This window comes from Rothia sp. 27098_8_27 (genome assembly GCF_041432805.1).
GTDB lineage: Bacteria > Actinomycetota > Actinomycetes > Actinomycetales > Micrococcaceae > Rothia > Rothia mucilaginosa.
Genome location: NZ_JAPWAJ010000004.1, coordinates 89,850 through 106,707 on the forward strand (window position 1 = coordinate 89,850; position 16,858 = coordinate 106,707).

Consider the following 16,858-nt stretch of genomic DNA (forward strand, 5'->3'; position numbering starts at 1 on the left):
ATGACCTTCTTCCTAACTTCGTCGTTGGAGGGTAGGCGCGACGATGCTGTCGCGTCAATACCGTGCCGGGCGTTAAGACCCGGCGTCGGTTTAAGTCTAACCCGTGTGGACCCCTTCAGAGCCTCAAAATTAGCGATATTGAGGCTAAAAGTCAGAAGAGACAGAAGGCAGTTTGTGAACCCACACGGCAAGCCAACATAAGCCCTCAAAAGGGAAAGCAAAACCACTTTAAATACCCACAAAAACACACGTCACGACCCGGAAAACATGAGTAGAATTGAAACCATGTTGACTGTAATCGGTGAAGCACTCGTAGACGTCGTCCACCAGCACGACGGAGAAACCCGCGCCTACCCCGGCGGATCGCCCATGAACGTAGCCGTCGGCGCACGCCGCCTCGGTCACCCCACCAACTTCGTCGGCCACTACGGCCCCGACGCCTACGGCAAGAGCATTGACGCGCATCTGGAAGCATCCCAGGTGACCCTGCCCTTCGAACACAGTGCTGAGCGCACCTCCGTCGCCCAGGCAACCATCGGTGCCGACGGCGCGGCAGAGTACGAATTCGACATCACCTGGTCCCTCGACTCCGTCGCCGAGAAGCTCACCGAACTGGCACGCACCTCCGACGCAGTGCACACCGGCTCCATCGCCGCCATGCTCGAACCCGGCGCGCATGTGGTCGCAGCAGCCTTCGAAGCCGCTCGCGACAGCGCCCTGCTCAGCTACGACCCGAACTGCCGCCCCACCCTCATCCACAACGTTGACGAGGGCCGCGCTTGGGCTGAAAAGTTTGTGTCCCTCTCCACCGTTGTAAAGGCATCCGACGAGGACCTGCAGTGGCTCTACCCCGACCGCTCCCTCGACGACACCGCACGCGCATGGCTTGACCTCGGCGCCGAGCTGATGGTCATCACCCGCGGCGAGGACGGCCCCATCGCCTTCACGAAGAAGTACCCCGAGGGCATCAGCCAGCCCGCACACCGCGTTGAGGTTGCGGACACCGTCGGTGCCGGCGACTCCCTCATGGCGGCACTCATCGCGGGCCTGCTCGACCGCGGTATCGCTGGTGCTGAGGCACGCGCCAAGGTCGCTGCACTGACCGCCGAAGACATCGCCGACCTGCTGCGTTTCTCCGCAACCGCAGCCGGCATCACCGTCTCCCGCGCGGGCGCTAACCCGCCCACCCGCGAAGAACTGACCGCCGTACTCAACGGCTAAATTATCTGCGCCTCGCCGGCGGATAGCTCACTCTGTCCGCCGGCGTCGCCATATCCACCCGCACCCCACCGACGAGGAGCACCATGACCAACATCGGCACCGCACCCCTGCCCCGCGAACCCTACGCGGGCATGCCCGAACTGCCCGAATTCACCCTGACCTCCACCGACATTCAGGACGGCGGCACCGCCCCCGAATGGATGCGGTCCGCCCTCTTCGGCCTGGCGGGCGGTCAGGACCGCTCCCCGCAGCTGTCCTGGAGCGGCTTCCCCGAGGGCACCAAGTCCTTCGTGCTGACCTGCTTCGACCCGGATGCGCCGGTCCCCAGCGGCTTCTGGCACTGGACCGTCTCCAACATTCCCGCTGACGTGACCAGCATTGACACTGGCGCGGAGGCACCCGCCGGCGCCTTGACACACCGCAACGACGCCGGCGTGGCGGGCTTCCTGGGTGCTGCGCCTCCGGCTGGTCACGGCCCGCACCGCTACATCTTCTGCGTCACCGCCGTGGACGTGGAGAAGCTCGACATTGACGAGAACGCCACCCCCGCCGTCGTGAACTTCAACCTGCTCGGCCACGGCCTGGGTCGCGCGTTCCTGACCGTCACCTACGCGGAACCGGCAGCCTAACACGTAGCCCTAACCAGCCTCGCGCTTTAACCCGCGCCGACACACCCCATCACTGAAGGCAAACACTGCATGATTAAACTCATCGCCAGCGACCTGGACGGCACCCTCATCGGGCACGACTTCCGGTTCCGCCCGCGCACCCTGCGCGCCCTCGAGGCCGCCCGCGCCGCCGGAATCGAGATCGTTTTCGTCACCGGCCGCCCGAGCCGCTGGCTCACGCCCCTGCGCGAACAGACCGACTTTGACTCCTACGCCATCTGCTCCAACGGCGCGGTGGTGTACCACCTGGGTGCGAACGAGGTGGAAGAAGTCAACGGCGCTGATCCCGCGGTGATTGCGCGTACTCACGAGCTGCTGGAGCCCATGTTCCCCGACGCCACCTACACCCTCGAAACCGTGGATACCGTCTACATTCAGGGCCCGCACGAGGGCGGCGAGGTGCTTGAGGGCGCCCGCGTGGTGGAGGCGAAAATCGCCGAGGCGCTCGAACGTATCGGCTCAACCCCGGTCATTAAGTACCTGATTCGTGTGCCCGGCATGGACCCGGATATTCTGCAGGCGCGCGTGCATCAGGCGGTGGGTTCGCTGGTGTCAGTGACCCGCGGCGTGGTTGGTGAGCCGCTCGTGGAGATGGGCTCTAAGACCGTGAATAAGGGACGGATTTTGGAGAAGTTTGCTGCACGCCACGGCATTGAGGCGCACGAGGTGATGGCGTTTGGTGATATGCCGAATGACGCGGAGATGCTCTGCTGGGCGGGGGAGGGCTTCGCCATGGCGTCGGGTCAGCCGGCGCTCATTGCGAAGGTGGGGCGCACCTGCCCGCCCTTCCATGAGGACGGTGTGGCGCAGACGATTGAGGCGATGCTCGCCGAACGGTCCTAGGCGCCTAGCAGCGCTAACCACCCAGTGCTGGCTATCCAGCACGAGTGGCTGGGTGCGCGGCAAGGTATCCTCCGCAGACATAACTCAGACATAAACTTTTATGTCTACACATAAAAAATTTGAGTCTAGACATAAAAATTTATGTCTAGACTTAAATTTTTGTGTCTGATTTACATCTGATTTGTGTCTGAACAAAATGGCAGTTGTGTGTAACGTCCAGAAGACGCAAAAGCGGCCCGGATGGAAACCAATCCATCCGGGCCGCTTTTCTACAGCTTACGCCTCAGGAGTATCACTCCCACGGGCGGTGAGGTGCCTAGTGCACCTCGGTGCTCTTCTCTGCGTCGAAAGGCTCCAGCGGGTCGCCAGCGGCCTTCGTGTACTTCGCGATGAAGGTCATCAGGTGGAAGATAATCAGGGTTGCCGCGGTACCCAAAGCAATACCGGCGAAGGACAGCTCGCCGAAGGTCCAGGTGTAGTCCGCGATACCCACAATCAGCGCCACGGCGGCGGTGGTCAGGTTGATCTGGTTCGAGAAGTTCACACGGTTCTCGCTCCAAATACGTGCGCCGAGCATACCGATCATGCCGTACAGAACGGTTGCGGCACCGCCCAGAACACCCGCCGGGACGGTCGCAATTGCCGCACCGAATGCGGGGAACATGGACAGCGCAATCGCGAAGATAGCAGCCACCCAGTACGCCGCGGTGGAGTACACCTTGGTTGCAGCCATAACGCCGATGTTCTCAGCGTAGGTGGTGGTACCCGAACCGCCGCCCATGCCCGCGATGGTGGTTGCCAGGCCGTCGGCCATGAGGGCGCGACCCGAATAGTCGTCCAGGTTCTTGCCGCTCATCAGAGCAACAGACTTCACGTGGCCGATGTTCTCCGCCACGAGCACCAGAATCACGGGGATGAACAGGCCGGCGAGCTCCCAGTGGAACTCGGGGGTCTGGAAGTGCGGCAGACCGATGATGCCCTGAGTCTCAACTGCCTTGTCAATCTTGGAGAAGTCCACCTCGCCGCGAATCACAGCGGTGATGTAGCCGATACCCACACCCAGCAGAATGGACAGACGACCAATGATGCCCTTGAACAGCACCGAAATCAGGATGATGGAGCACAGGGTCACCAGCGCGGTCACCGGTGCCACCATGAAGTTGTCCTTAGCGCTCTTTGCCAGGTTGAAGCCAATCAGCGCCACAATCGAACCGGTTACGACCGGGGGCATGAGCTTGGTCAGCCAGCCGGTGCCAGCGAACTGAACAATCAGACCGACCAGGAACAGCGCCACACCCGCCATGACGATGCCGCCGAGGGCACCAGCGGGGCCGTGCGAGTTCATGGCAGCCGCCAGGGGCGCAATGAACGCGAAGGAGGAGCCCAGGTAGGAGGGGACGCGTCCGCGGGTAATCAGCAGGAACAGGATCGTGCCGATACCCGAGAAGAACAGGGTGGTTGCCGGCGGGAATCCGGTAATGATCGGCACGAGGAAGGTTGCACCGAACATTGCGACCACGTGCTGCGCGCCGATGCCGATGGTAATCGGCCATGCGAGGCGCTCGTTCGGGGCAACAAAGGAACCGGGCTTGATGCTGCGGCCGTCGCCGTGGATCGACCAGTCAAAGCCGAGAAGCTTAGAGATGCTCAAAGGGAGCTCCTGAGGTGAATGTGGTGGTGTATAAAATTCCACATAATTCTACGCGCATATGGGTTTAGGTCTCAGCTAAACGGGTGTAAATATGAGCAGGGATACGTTGAGCGGGGCGTATATTCTCTTATCGTGGGCTCTGTATCCCGTTATATAGCCCAGAAAGCATCAATACCCCGTATATGCGGTTCAAGGCATATACGGGGTATTGATGCAAAGAGCGAATAAAAACACTCGCTACACACAGCTCAGTAGCTTAGAGAGCGTCACGCAGGTTCTCCAGGTGATCGTAACGCGCCAGCTCATAACGCAGGTGACCCTCGGTCGGGGACTGAACCGGCAGGAACGACGCCTCACGCAGGCGACGAGCAGTCGGGGAATCAGCCACGTAACCGGCGCCTCCAACAACCTGCAGCTCAAAGTGAGTAGCAATAGTTGCAAAGTGCGAAACACCCAGGCGCAGGCTCAGCAGGTCACGACGCTCAGCACGCTCCGGCTCAGAAGCCAGGCGAACCAGTTCCTCACGCAGGCTCTGGTACTCCGCCAGAATCAGCGGGAACTCAGGGCGGAACACGCCCTGCGAGACGTCCAGGTGCTTAGCAGCCTCCTGCAGTGCACCAGCGGCAAGACCCAGGCAGAACGACGACTGAACCAGCAGGAACGGCGCGGTCACATCGTGCAGGAAAGCCTCAATATTGTCGCTCAGAATGTCCTCGCTCGGAACGAAAACGTCCTCAAACTTCAAGGTGCCGGACTCGGTGCTGTTCAGCGCCAGCAGGTTGCGGTGGTAGTCAACGCTCAGACCCTCGACGTCCTGGCGGACAGTCACAATGTAGCGGTTCGGGTGGCTCTCCGGGGCGTTCTGCACAGCCACCGGAAGAACAATCACGCCGCCCGGGTACAGATTCGACGCCCACGACACGGAGCCGTTCAGCTTCAGACCGCCCTCAACGAGGGTGCCCTCCACCTTGATCGGTGCCAGACCCGAAGCCTCCTTGTATGCCGCCGCCATGGCGGTGGTGCCGCTGACGGTCGCATCCGCCAGACCGGCGGGCAGGTCGCGACCCACAGCGTCAAAGAACGCAATGGTCGAGCGGTGAGCCCACAGGGAGAACGCCGTGGAGGCGTCCTCGGTGGCAAGGTCGAAAGCCACCGAAACCTGGGGTACCAGGGAACCGCCGTCGCGGCCCAGGGTAATCAGGCCGTCCTTAGCGATTTCACGCAGGTTTTCGAAGGGGGAACGCTCGCCGCGGTCAACAGCATCTGCGTGGGTTCGGGCGAGTGCGAGCACCTGCTCGCGCTGGGGGTAATCGTAGAGGGGTTCGAGAGTGAACTCGGACATGGGGTTTCTCCTAAGCGGGGAGCATCGCGTCTATGCGTGCAGCTTGAACAGTCGGTCGATGGGGGTGCTGACGGCCTTACGGGCGCGAACAACAGCTTCTTCGTCGGGTGCGTCGTAGAAGCAGAGGCACTTTGCGGTGTCTTCGCGAACGTAGGTGCGCAGGAAGGAAACCTCGGGAACTTCAGCGTACTTGGGGGCGTTTGCCTTCTTGCGGGTCAGGTACTGTTCCATAGTGATCTCTGCGGGGATGTCCCACTCAACCAGGTAGTCTGCGTCCTTCTTGAGCTTCTTGATGTCTTCGAGCTCTGCGCCGACCAGGCGGACTGCGTCGGGGCCTGCGACGGATGCGCGCTCACCGATTGCTGCGGCGAGGTCGGGGCCGAATGCGGTGTTCTCGGATTCGACGATGACGAAGACGATCTTGTGGTCTGCGGAGACCTGGGTTTCGATGAGCTCGGCGCCGTTGGTCAGGGACGAGTTGACGGTCTCGATGAGTGCGGTTGCTTCGTCCTTGGACGGCTGTGCGGGGGTCAGTTCTACCAGGTAAAGTGCCATGATTTTCTCCTCGGCTAAGGGTTGAAGGGTCGTGCCGGAAGGTTTTCCGGCTCGTTCTGGATTCACCTTAGACCTGTGCTTGAGGGCTGTCTAGTAGATTTCTGTTCGTGGCTTAATGCGTCCCTTTTTGACCCTGTGTTTCGTCACGCGCGTTCACGCGGAGACATAAGGAGACATAAATCGTCACAGTTCCGCACATTGGAACCCGCCTGTCACAGAAGGGATGCTTATTGAGACAATTGCCCTCGATTTTCTTATTAAGGCGCTTAATAAGAAAATCCGTGCGGATTGTCTCATTAAGGAAAACGCCCCCTGAACCTGTCGTTACTCCGGCTGTCCGGGGCATGCACCAGGGCGTACAGTGAGGGCCCCGAACCCTTGGTAATTCAAGGATTCGGGGCCCTAAGCCTATACACGCTCACGCCGCCTGAAACAGCGAGTCAGCAGTGCAGGCAAGTAACTTTGTGGCTACTTCACGCCGCGCATCATCTTCTGAACCGGCTTGTGCACCAGGAACAGCAGAATACCGGTCGCGATGGTGATAATACCCATCCAAGTGAAGTAGGGAACCTCAGTCTCCATGCTGTAGAACGGAGCCAGCCAACCGGAGAGCACGGTACCCATTGCCACGGAGGTGAAGTACAGCGCCATCATGTTCACGCGGTGCGCCTTCGGTGCGAGCTTGGTCGCCAGCGAAATACCCACCGGCGAAATGATCAGCTCGGCGATGGTGCAGACGAACAGAATCAGCACGATCCAGCCGACGTTCACGCTCTGAACGCCCGCCTGAGCGAGGAAGATCCAGAACGCCAGACCAATAATGATCAGCGCTGCGGAGAACTTCAGGGTGGTGACCGGCTGGCGGTCACCCCACTTGGTCCACAGGGCGGAGAACATCATGCCGAAGACGATGATGAAGATCGGGTTGATGGAGTTGACCAGGTTCGGGCTCAGCTCCATGCCCAGGATGTTCCAGTTGAGGCGCTCATCCGAGTACACCGCCATGACAGTGAACTGCTGCTGGTACAGTGCCCAGAACACGGCGTTTGCAATCCACAGGGGGATGAACGCGGTGACGCGGGAACGCTCATCGGAGGTGACGTCCTTGGCGGTCAGCATCTGTGCGAACAGGGCGATAGCGCCGATGAAGATGAAGCCCATGACCCAGTTCTTGAGGTTGTCTGCGGTCATCAGACCGGTCGCCAGCAGGATGCCGAGAACGACGACGATACCGACCAGTGCCAGGAAGAAGTTACGCTTCTGGGCGCCGGTGAAGGGGGTGCCCACGTGGTGCACGGAGGCGGGCAGGTTCTTGCGGGTCAGCGAGTACTGAATCAGGCCGGCAGCCATACCGATTGCGGCAAAACCGAAGCCCATGTGGAAGCCCCAGGTGCTCCAGCCCCAACCGGTCAGAATCGGGCCGATCAGTGCACCGGTGTTCACGCCGATGTAGAAGATGGTGAAGCCTGCGTCGCGGCGTGAGTCGTTGTCGCTGTAGAGCGAACCGACCAGCACGGATGCGTTACTCTTCAGACCGCCGGAGCCGATAGCGACCAGCAGCAGACCAATCACCACGCCGGGGATGCCGGGGATGAGGGAGAGGGAGATGTGACCCGCCATAATGCCGATGGCGGAGTAGAAGAGGGTACGCTCGGGGCCGAGGATGCGGTCACCGAGGATACCGCCGAGGATTGCCATGAGGTACACGACTGCACCGTACGCACCGATAACGCCGGTGGCGAGGTCCTTGTCGAGGCCCAGGCCGCCCTTGTTGGCGGTGTAGTACAGGTAGTAAATCATGATGCCCTGCATACCGTAGAAGGAGAAGCGCTCCCACATTTCTACGGTGAACAGGTTCGCGAGCATGCGCGGGTGGCCGAAGAAGGTCTTGGTGTCCTTGGGTTCGGCACCTGTGATGGTGTGAGACATGGTGGTAATTCTTTTCTGTGCAAGCCCGGGGTTCTATGTGACCCGGGCAATATGTGTTTAAGTCTATACCCTTATAGGTGCATATGTATACATGGTGTGTGCCTGTATTTCAAAGATTGAACTATCAATCAGTGCATGAAAAACCATTTCGATTTTTTCGTATGCATCATTTCCGAATCTCACAAACCCCCAAATACCGGGCTAGATGCGCCACACACCCCCAAAGCGCTAGAGTGGAACCACAACTATGCCCACCCGGCACCCCACCGTGCCGACCGGCTCATTTTTAACCATTTCAAAGGAGAACCCCATGACCGCTGTATCCCAGGTTGACCCCCGCGACGTTCCCGCAGGCGCAACCATCATCGACGTGCGTGAAGACTACGAGTGGGAGGGTGGCCACGCCACCGGCGCCAAGCACATCACCCTCGGCACCATCGCTGAGCGTCTGGAAGAACTGCCCGCACCCGGCGAGGACTTCTACGTCATCTGCCACGGTGGCGGCCGTTCGAACCGCGCTGCAACCTTCCTGCGCGAGCACGGCTACGCCGCACACAACATTGCGGGCGGCACCAGCGCATGGTTCGCTGCCGGTCTGCCGATGACCAGCGAAAACGGCGAAGCACCCGCAGTCGTTCACTAAACCGCCAGTTCGCCTGCACGCCATACAATGGAGTCCGTGACTGAAACTTCCGCGGACCGTATTTTTTCTACCCCGAACGCTCCCGCTTCTGCGTCCCCTCATGCCCTGCCGAGTATTCTGCAGAGCATCCCGTGGGATGCGCAGACGCGGGAGCTTGTCGTGCGCCCGCTTCCTTTCGCGGTGAACTGCGAGGAAGCGTACCCGTTGCTGAGCGGTGGTGCCGAGTATTCCTTCTGGCTGGATTCGGCGCGCGAGGAGTCGCCCATGTCGGTTGCCTCGTATGTGGGTGTGGTCCCGGCGCAGCTGTCGCCCCTACGCGTGGATTCGGCGCGTGCGGCGGCTGAGTCCGGCGGGGAAGACCCCTTCGCCCAGCTGGAGGCGGCGCTCGCCCGCGCACCGCGCGTGCACCCGGATACCGCGGCGGCAACCGGTCTGCCCGCGGGTTTGCGTGGCGGTTACGTGGGCTATTTCGGCTATGAGGCGCGTGCCGCCATGGGCATGGAGCACGGCCACCCGGTGCCGGGCTACCTGCCGGCGCATGAGGCGCCGACCCCGGATTCTCTGTGGTTGCCGGCGGTCCGCTACCTGGTGCATGAGCATGCCCGCCCGGGGGTTGCGGCGCGTAGCTGGCTGGTGGGCGATGAGCCGTGGTGTGAGGCGGCGGAGCGGCTGCTGAGCGCGGTGCTGACTGCGGCGGGGGAGTGCGCCTCCGAAAATACTCCCGTCAACGCCCCCGTCAATGCCCCTGAGCTCGCCGAGCTCCTGCTCTTCCCGGCACCCGCCGCGGAAGCCTACAAGGATGCCGTTCGCGCTAGTCAGCACGAAATCTACGAGGGTAACAGCTACGAGGTGTGCCTGACCGCGCAGACGGTCGCGCGCATCCCCAATCCGAGCCCGGAGCTTTTCTTTGAGCTGTACCGCCGCCAGCGCGCCCACAATTCGGCGCCGTATGCGGCGTATTTGCGGTGCGGTGATTTTTCGGTGCTTTCTTCTTCGCCGGAGCGTTTTTTGAGTGTGGATGAGCAGCGTAACGCCCAGACGAAGCCGATTAAGGGCACGATTGCTCGCGGCGCCACCCCGGAGGAAGACGCCGCAGCAGCGGCATGGTTGCGTACCGATGAGAAGACCCGCGCCGAGAACCTCATGATCGTGGATTTGCTACGTAATGACCTGTCTACGGTGTCTGACCCGGCGTCCGTGCGCGTGCCCGTGCTTATGGGCGTGGAGAGCTATTCGACGGTGCATCAGCTGGTGTCTACGGTCAGTTCGCGTCTGCGTGAGGGAATTTCCGCGGTGGCTGCCGCGCGGGCGTGCTTCCCGGGCGGTTCGATGACGGGTGCGCCGAAGCCTTCGACCATGCAGATTATTGAGGGTCTGGAGGGTCGCGCTCGCGGCGTGTATTCGGGTGCTCTGGGCTTTGTGTCTGCGGATGGTTCGGCGAATCTGTCGATTGTGATTCGCACGCTCGTGGCGCACGATGAGGGCACGGTGACTCTTGCCGCGGGTGGCGCTATCGTGGCTGATTCCGACCCGACCGCCGAGTATGAGGAGATGCTGACGAAGCTGCGCGCCGCGTTGCCGCCGTCGGTGGGTCGCGTGGTGGAATAGCCTAGCGCTGGAATAGTGCAGGGAATAGCCTGCGCCGCCTGCACGTGAGCCGCTACACTTGAACTATGACTAAGCTTTCTGAAAACCTCCCCATTGAAGAAGCCCGTGAACGCCTGCGCCAGCTGATTATGGAGCTGGCTGTGGTGCGCGGGCACGTGGTCCTCGCCTCCGGCAAGGAAGCCGACTACTACGTTGACCTGCGCCGCATCACCCTGCACCACGAGGCTTCTCGCCTGGTCGGTCAGGTCATGCTGGACCTGCTGGATAAGAACGGCATCGAGTTTGAGGCTGCTGGCGGCCTGACCATGGGCGCTGACCCGGTGGGTACCGCGATTATGCGTGCCGCTGGCGATCAGGACCGTGCGATTGACGCGTTTGTGGTGCGTAAGGCTCAGAAGTCTTACGGCATGGGCCGTCAGGTGGAGGGCCCGAGCGTTGAGGGCCGCCGCGTGGTTGCTGTTGAGGACACCTCCACGACCGGTGGTTCTGCGCTGACCGCTGTTGAGGCTCTGCGTAAGGCTGGCGCTGAGGTTGTGGCGGTTGCTGTGATTGTTGACCGTGCGACCGGCGCTAAGGAGCATGTGGAAGAGGTTGCGGGCGTCCCGTGCCTGTACGCGTACTCGAAGGATGAGCTGGGCCTGGACTAGTCTCTACTGGCTTGGACTAGGACCTCGTGAATTTTTAAGACGTTCCCGTTGCGGCGGGTGAACCCGTGCCGCTGGCTACTGTGTGTGGCTGGTGGTGCGGGTTTTTGTCTGTAAGATGGCTCTGTGGGCGCCGGTCGTGGCGCCGGTTGTTGGCGTGAAGGCGGTTGTGATGGTTGAGAATCGTGAGGCGGCTGTAGCTGAGGCTATTGTGGGTACTGAGCAGGGTACTGCCCGTTTTGAGGTGGGTGTGGGCCCGTGGGAGGGCCCGTGGCCTGAGGGCGACCATTGGGATGAGGAGCTGCTGCGTGAGGGCGACCGCCGTAACGTGGTGGATAAGTACCGTTACTGGTCGATGGACGCGATTATTGCTGACCTGGATACGCGCCGCCATGATTTTCATGTGGCGATTGAGAATTGGCAGCATGACCTGAATATTGGCACGGTGGTGCGTACTGCGAATGCGATGTTGGCGAAGGAGGTCCATATTATTGGGCGTCGCCGCTGGAATCGTCGTGGTGCGATGGTGACGGATCGTTATCAGCATGTGCGTCATCATCCGACGATTGAGGATTTTGTGGCGTGGGCGCAGGCTGAGGGTCTGGAAATTATTGGTATTGATATTTTTCCGGATTCGGTGCCGCTGGAGACGTATGATCTGCCGAAGAAGTGCGTGCTGGTTTTTGGTCAGGAGGGCCCGGGCTTGTCGGAGGAGTTGCATGCGGCGGCTAAGGATACGTTGTCGATTGAGCAGTTTGGGTCGACGCGTTCGATGAATGCGGCGACGGCTGCGGGTATTGCGATGCATGCGTGGGTTCGCCGCCATGTGTTTGGCCAGATTCCGTCGTAGTTTGGTGGCTGTTTATGAGGTGTTTAAAGGTTCCGATGCGTTGTGTGCGCGTCGGAACCTTTTTCGTTGTGGTTTGGGCGGCTTAAACCACGCATGGAATTACCTAGGCGTGTTAGTGTTAACGCAAATCACAGGAGATATGAGAATCGCACTCTCAACTTCAGTTTGGGACATGCGATGGATTTCCTGGCTTCGGCTCGCCAATGGTTGCGGGTTGTGCATATGAATGACCGCGGCGTCATTCCCCTGAAAGGAGTCGGTAACAATGAAGAAATCTGCTGCCCTACTCGCCTGCTTTGCTTTAGCTTTAAGTTCCTGCGCCGCTGCGCCTAAAGATACTAGCCTCAAAGCCCAGCTAGATTTTGAAAATAACTATATTACTCTTCCGCTCGACGAATACGACATGAGTGACCAGGCCCTAGATATAACATATAGGGCGTATTTGTTGATTCTTAAAGAGTGCTACGCGAAAAAGGGATACGATTTTGAAATTCTAGAAAACGGCTTCGTTTCTGGCGACGCCTCCCAGTACGGCTCCTGGAATGTGAAGCATGCGGCGAATCATTTTACGTCCAGCAAAGTCAGAGAAGAGCAGTATAGGATTTATGAGAGCATCCCTGAAGACGTCAAGGCTAGCTGCCGCGAAGAGCATCGGGAAGAACTGGATATGCTCTATTTTGATGAGGATGATGAGAAAAAGTACCGCCCTGTCGGTCGTATCCGTAGTGAAGCGTACCAGCGTGCGCAGGGTGACCCTGAATGGAAGAAAGCCCGCTCAGATTGGTGGGACTGTCAGCGTGAGAAAGGGTTGACGCCTCGCACCGGGGATGGTGAATGGTCGAGCCAAGAAACGGCCAATCTGAATGCTGATGATCCCAAAGTATTGGAGGAGGTTATCCGCCTGGCAACCATTGAAGCTCAATGTAGTGAGAAGGTGAGGTTGGCTCAGCGTTTGGGTGATCTTGAGGCGTCCTATCAGGGTCCTTTGATTGAGAAGAATCAGGCGCTACTGAATGAATTGAAGGCCGATCGTGATGCGAAGATAGCGAAGGCGCGCGAAATTATCGCCACCCGCCAGTAGTCGCACCCACCTGAAGGGTAGAACGGGTGAACCAGCCGCAGAATGCCCACAAGCAAATTTCATAAGAAGGAGCCGGGGAGTGTTACCACTCCCCGGCCCTCACTTTATTCACTCTCAACCTCGCAGCCCATGCTGGCGCACCTTACCGGCTCGCCAACTCAAGGCCACTCAGCGTCAGGCTGCTTAGTCCTTTAGCCCACCGGAACGTTAACGTTCACCAGCGAGTACAGATCCTTCGGATCATCCGGGCTAGCAACCAGGTCAATGAACTGCTGCAGGTCGGTGTCCTGCGTAGCCGCACGGGCATAACGCAGACCCGAGAAGTCAGCAATCGCGAAGCCCACCGAATCAAACAGGGTAATCTGCTCATCCGACACGCGACCCGGCTCCTCACCGGTCAGAACCTTCCAGAACTCCACCACCGGGAAGTCCGGGTCCTTCTGCTGAATCTCGCCCTCAATGCGGGTCTGCGGCGGGAACTCAACAAACACGGTGGAACGGTCCAGAATTTCGCTTTCCAGCTCAGTCTTGCCGGGGCAGTCGCCACCAATAGCGTTCAGGTGCACGCCGGGCTTCACCTGGCGGTCCAGCAGAACCTTCGCCTGCTGCTTATCGGCGGTGCAGGTGGTAATAATATCGGCACCCTCAACAGCCTCATCCACGTCCTTAGCCAGGTGGATGCGGAAGCCCAGCGGCTCCAGGTTACGGCGGAACTTCTCCATCGCGTGCGGATCAACGTCGTAGACGGACAGGTCCTCAATGCCGAGCACAGCGCGCATACCCAGCGCCTGGAACTCAGACTGCGAGCCGGTACCAATCATCGCCATCTTCTTCGAATCCTTGCGTGCCAGGTGCTTAGCAACCATAGCGGACACGCCGGCGGTACGCAGCGCGGTCAGCAGGGTCATCTCAGCCAGGAACACGGGGTAGCCGTTGTCCACGTCAGCGAGCAAACCGAACGCGGTCACGGTCTGGAAGCCGCGTGCCGGGTTCGACGGGTGGCCGTTCACGTACTTGAAGGAGTAGGTGATGTTGTCGGAGGTGGGCATCAACTCAATTACACCGAAGGGGGTGTGGGAGGCGACGCGCGGGATCTTGTCGAAGCTCTGCCACTTCTTGAAGTCTTCTTCGAGGAAGTCGACCATGCCGGCAATGATGTTGCCTACGCCGTCCTTCTGAATCCACTTCGCCATCGAGGCGACGTCAACAAATTCCACCGCGTGTGCGCTAGGACGTTCAGTCATGATTTTCTCCTTTGAATATCTGCACAAAACTTCTTTGTGCATCTGGTGGTCACTGCGGATATCTATTATCTCAAAATATATTGCAGGACACACCGTATTAGAAATGCTGTAGATATGTACTTTGCTTTATGTATTACACGGATGTAATACGGAACGAACACGAAAAGACGTGCAGGGAGGGGGTTCTAGAACTCCTGGAACCTACGGGCTAGGGTCTAGAACCCCCTCATCGCCTTCACCGGGATTTCACTGGGATATCACGGGATCGGAGGCTGCCGTCGGGTTAGTTGCCCTTCGGCTTGTCCTCGTCCTCAGCGTCCAGTTCACCCAGGTCAATGTGGGTACGAGGCTCCGAAACGAGCTTCTTCACCACGGGGCGGGCAGCAATCACAGGCACGGAACCGGTGTAGCCTTCACGGACGCGAGCAATCTCGTTGACGCGGTCACGAACCGTGTACCAGCCGATAATCAGCAGCGGGATAACCAGCAGTAGCGATGCCAGGGTGTAGGTACCCACCGGGTAATCCAGAGCCATCAGCACCATCACAACAGCGAGGAACACCATCACAGCCCAGTCGCTGAAGCGACCGCCGGGTGCGCGGTAGTTGGGGCGCTTGTACTTGCCCTCGCCGACCAGCTTCAGGTACTTCTGGTGCGACATTGCGATAGCCGCCCAGCTAGCCATAGTGCCCACGGATGCGATGTTCAGCACGACCTCGAACGCCTGCTCGGGAACGAAGAAGTTCAGCACAACGCCGAAGAGGCCAATCACACCGGTCAGCAGAATACCTGCCACCGGAACGCCGGAGCGGGACACCTTGGTGGTGAACTTCGGTGCCGAACCTGCAACACCCATCGAGTGGAGGATACGGCCGGTGGAGTACAGGCCAGCGTTCAGCGAGGAAGCAGCCGCGGTAATAACGACCAGCTGCATAATCGGTGCGGTACCGTCAATGCCGATAGCGTCGAAGAAGGTCACGAACGGCGACTCTGCATCCTTGTATGCGGTGTAGGGCATGAGCAGGCAGAGCAGAACCACGGAACCAACGTAGAAGATCGCGATACGCCAGATCACGGTGTTGATAGCGCGGGGGATAACCTTCTCAACGTTCTTGGTTTCACCACTGGTGGTGCCGACCAGCTCAATACCGGCGTAGGCGAACACAACGCCCTGAACCACGATAAGAGCGGGAAGAATGCCGTTGGGGAAGAAGCCGTCATTGGCAGCGATGAGTTCAAGGCCGGGGCGGACGCCGTTGATGGGTTCACCGAAGACCAGGTACCAGATACCTACCGCCATGAAGGACAGCAGGGCAAGAATCTTAATGAGCGCGAACCAGAATTCCAGCTCACCGAAGAGCTTCACGGAGATAAGGTTCAGAGCCACGGTGACGATAACGACGATGAATGCGCTAAGCCACTGAGGAATATCTGCGAAGAACTGGTTGTATCGACCGAACCAGCTGATGTAGATAGCGATAGCGGTAGCGTCTGCAACGGCGGTCATTGCCCAGTTCAGCCAGTACAGCCATCCGGATACGAATGCGGCCTTTTCACCGTAGAATTCGCGGGTGTAGGAGACGAAGGAGCCCGAGGAAGGGCGGTGAAGGATCAGCTCGCCGAGGGCTCGAAGGATCAGGTAGCCGAAGAAGCCGATGACGGCGTAGATGACGGCGAGCATGGGGCCTGCGTCCTGCAGGCGGCTACCGGTGCCCAGGAACAGGCCGGTACCAATAGCGGAACCGATGGCGATCATCTGGAGCTGACGTGCGCCAAGCCCCTTGTGGAAGCCTTCCTGTTCGTGTGCGAACGGGTCGTCTGTGGGGGGCTTAGTGTACTGATCCGCTGCAGAAGTCTGCGGGTTCTTGTTCGGTGAGGTGCTCACGCTATACCTCCTTGGATAGTTACGTCTGAAGCACGTGCTACACGAAATGTGGTTGGGAACACGTCTGCGGGTTGTAATGACTATAGCACGGTAATTTAGGTAAATATAACCCGCATCACGTAACAATTTATATAAATATAACGCATATCTTATGAATATATTTGGTTCATGTTGTATTGTGTGGTTTTCATTGTTTTGTGAAATAGATTAATTGAACCCTGAGTCCAAAAAATCAATTACCCCACCACCGCACAGTACAAGAGCACCCACAACGGGGTGCTCTCACAACCTATTCACAACGGGGACTTAGCCCTCCATCAGGCGATCAATCTTCGCCCGCAACGCGCGCTCACGACGATTCAACCACCACCAGCTCGGCCAACGCATCAACGACTTACGGCCCACCTGCACGACCGAGGGGAGCTTCGCCTCCGCAAGCGCCACATCAATCTCGTGGTCACTCGCGCCCTCATCACGCATTTTCTCCATCAACTCAAGGGATTTCGCCATATCGCCATGCCCCAAAACATGCCGACTCTTACGCTCCAGAACCTCATCCAACTGGGCGCGCACCGGGGCAATAGCCGCCGCATTCGGATGCTCACGCTCAGCACGACGCTGCGCCTGGCGGGCACGCTTCTCACGTTTTGCGTCGAGCTGTTTCGGATTATTTTTAGCGCTCGCCTTGCTCATG

The 16,858-nt window shown here is 59.3% G+C and carries 15 protein-coding genes; 8 read left to right on the forward strand and 7 right to left on the reverse strand.

What is annotated here, in order from left to right:
- Positions 1-285 precede the first annotated feature (285 nt).
- From O3675_RS06020 to O3675_RS06030, 3 genes are all read left to right on the forward strand, one after another.
- Positions 286-1,221 carry a carbohydrate kinase gene (locus tag O3675_RS06020; protein WP_371571523.1) on the forward strand — a complete coding sequence of 312 codons (936 nt, stop codon included), beginning with the start codon at positions 286-288 and terminating at the stop codon, positions 1,219-1,221.
- Positions 1,222-1,304: 83 nt separating this feature from the next.
- Positions 1,305-1,850, forward strand: coding sequence for a YbhB/YbcL family Raf kinase inhibitor-like protein (locus tag O3675_RS06025; protein ID WP_371571525.1), 546 nt, complete (start codon positions 1,305-1,307; stop codon positions 1,848-1,850).
- A 69-nt stretch (positions 1,851-1,919) separates the two neighbouring features.
- The gene (locus O3675_RS06030) at positions 1,920-2,732 is read left to right on the forward strand and encodes an HAD family hydrolase (protein ID WP_371571527.1); all 813 of its coding nucleotides are present in this window, start codon (positions 1,920-1,922) and stop codon (positions 2,730-2,732) included.
- 316 nt (positions 2,733-3,048) lie between these two features.
- Here the strand turns inward: O3675_RS06030 and O3675_RS06035 are convergent, their stop codons facing one another.
- The 4 genes from O3675_RS06035 to O3675_RS06050 all read right to left on the reverse strand — a co-directional run bounded on the left by O3675_RS06035 (position 3,049) and on the right by O3675_RS06050 (position 8,209).
- Complete coding sequence (locus O3675_RS06035; RefSeq protein ID WP_371571529.1) at positions 3,049-4,383, reverse strand: uracil-xanthine permease family protein; 1,335 nt, start codon at positions 4,381-4,383, stop codon at positions 3,049-3,051.
- Positions 4,384-4,639: 256 nt separating this feature from the next.
- Positions 4,640-5,725, reverse strand: a complete 1,086-nt coding sequence (locus tag O3675_RS06040) for an acyl-CoA dehydrogenase (RefSeq protein WP_371571530.1) — start codon at positions 5,723-5,725, stop codon at positions 4,640-4,642.
- Between the two features lie 30 nt (positions 5,726-5,755).
- On the reverse strand, positions 5,756-6,280 hold the full coding sequence (locus tag O3675_RS06045; protein WP_012902691.1) for a DUF4242 domain-containing protein: 525 nt from the start codon (positions 6,278-6,280) through the stop codon (positions 5,756-5,758).
- A 468-nt stretch (positions 6,281-6,748) separates the two neighbouring features.
- Positions 6,749-8,209, reverse strand: a complete 1,461-nt coding sequence (locus O3675_RS06050) for a peptide MFS transporter (protein WP_371571532.1) — start codon at positions 8,207-8,209, stop codon at positions 6,749-6,751.
- A 310-nt stretch (positions 8,210-8,519) separates the two neighbouring features.
- Here O3675_RS06050 and O3675_RS06055 point away from each other — a divergent pair, with 310 nt between their 5' ends.
- The 5 genes from O3675_RS06055 (at position 8,520) to O3675_RS06075 (ending at position 13,035) form a co-directional block, all read left to right on the forward strand.
- Positions 8,520-8,852, forward strand: a complete 333-nt coding sequence (locus tag O3675_RS06055; RefSeq protein WP_096740899.1) for a rhodanese-like domain-containing protein — start codon at positions 8,520-8,522, stop codon at positions 8,850-8,852.
- A gap of 27 nt (positions 8,853-8,879) precedes the next feature.
- Entirely contained in the window at positions 8,880-10,460 is a 1,581-nt protein-coding gene (locus tag O3675_RS06060; RefSeq protein ID WP_096740900.1) for an anthranilate synthase component I family protein, read from the forward strand.
- A 65-nt stretch (positions 10,461-10,525) separates the two neighbouring features.
- Complete coding sequence (gene pyrE / locus O3675_RS06065; RefSeq protein WP_005504234.1) at positions 10,526-11,107, forward strand: orotate phosphoribosyltransferase; 582 nt, start codon at positions 10,526-10,528, stop codon at positions 11,105-11,107.
- A gap of 169 nt (positions 11,108-11,276) precedes the next feature.
- Positions 11,277-11,954, forward strand: a complete 678-nt coding sequence (locus O3675_RS06070; protein WP_371571623.1) for a TrmH family RNA methyltransferase — start codon at positions 11,277-11,279, stop codon at positions 11,952-11,954.
- A gap of 265 nt (positions 11,955-12,219) precedes the next feature.
- The gene (locus tag O3675_RS06075; protein WP_371571535.1) at positions 12,220-13,035 is read left to right on the forward strand and encodes a hypothetical protein; all 816 of its coding nucleotides are present in this window, start codon (positions 12,220-12,222) and stop codon (positions 13,033-13,035) included.
- Between the two features lie 191 nt (positions 13,036-13,226).
- On the opposite strand, the gene O3675_RS06080 is transcribed toward O3675_RS06075, so the two are convergent.
- The 3 genes from O3675_RS06080 to O3675_RS06090 form a co-directional block, all read right to left on the reverse strand.
- On the reverse strand, positions 13,227-14,279 hold the full coding sequence (locus tag O3675_RS06080) for an ornithine cyclodeaminase (protein ID WP_005504242.1): 1,053 nt from the start codon (positions 14,277-14,279) through the stop codon (positions 13,227-13,229).
- A gap of 283 nt (positions 14,280-14,562) precedes the next feature.
- Positions 14,563-16,164, reverse strand: coding sequence for an amino acid permease (locus O3675_RS06085; RefSeq protein WP_314667553.1), 1,602 nt, complete (start codon positions 16,162-16,164; stop codon positions 14,563-14,565).
- A gap of 306 nt (positions 16,165-16,470) precedes the next feature.
- Positions 16,471-16,857 carry a hypothetical protein gene (locus O3675_RS06090; protein ID WP_049342000.1) on the reverse strand — a complete coding sequence of 129 codons (387 nt, stop codon included), beginning with the start codon at positions 16,855-16,857 and terminating at the stop codon, positions 16,471-16,473.
- Position 16,858: the final 1 nt, after the last annotated feature.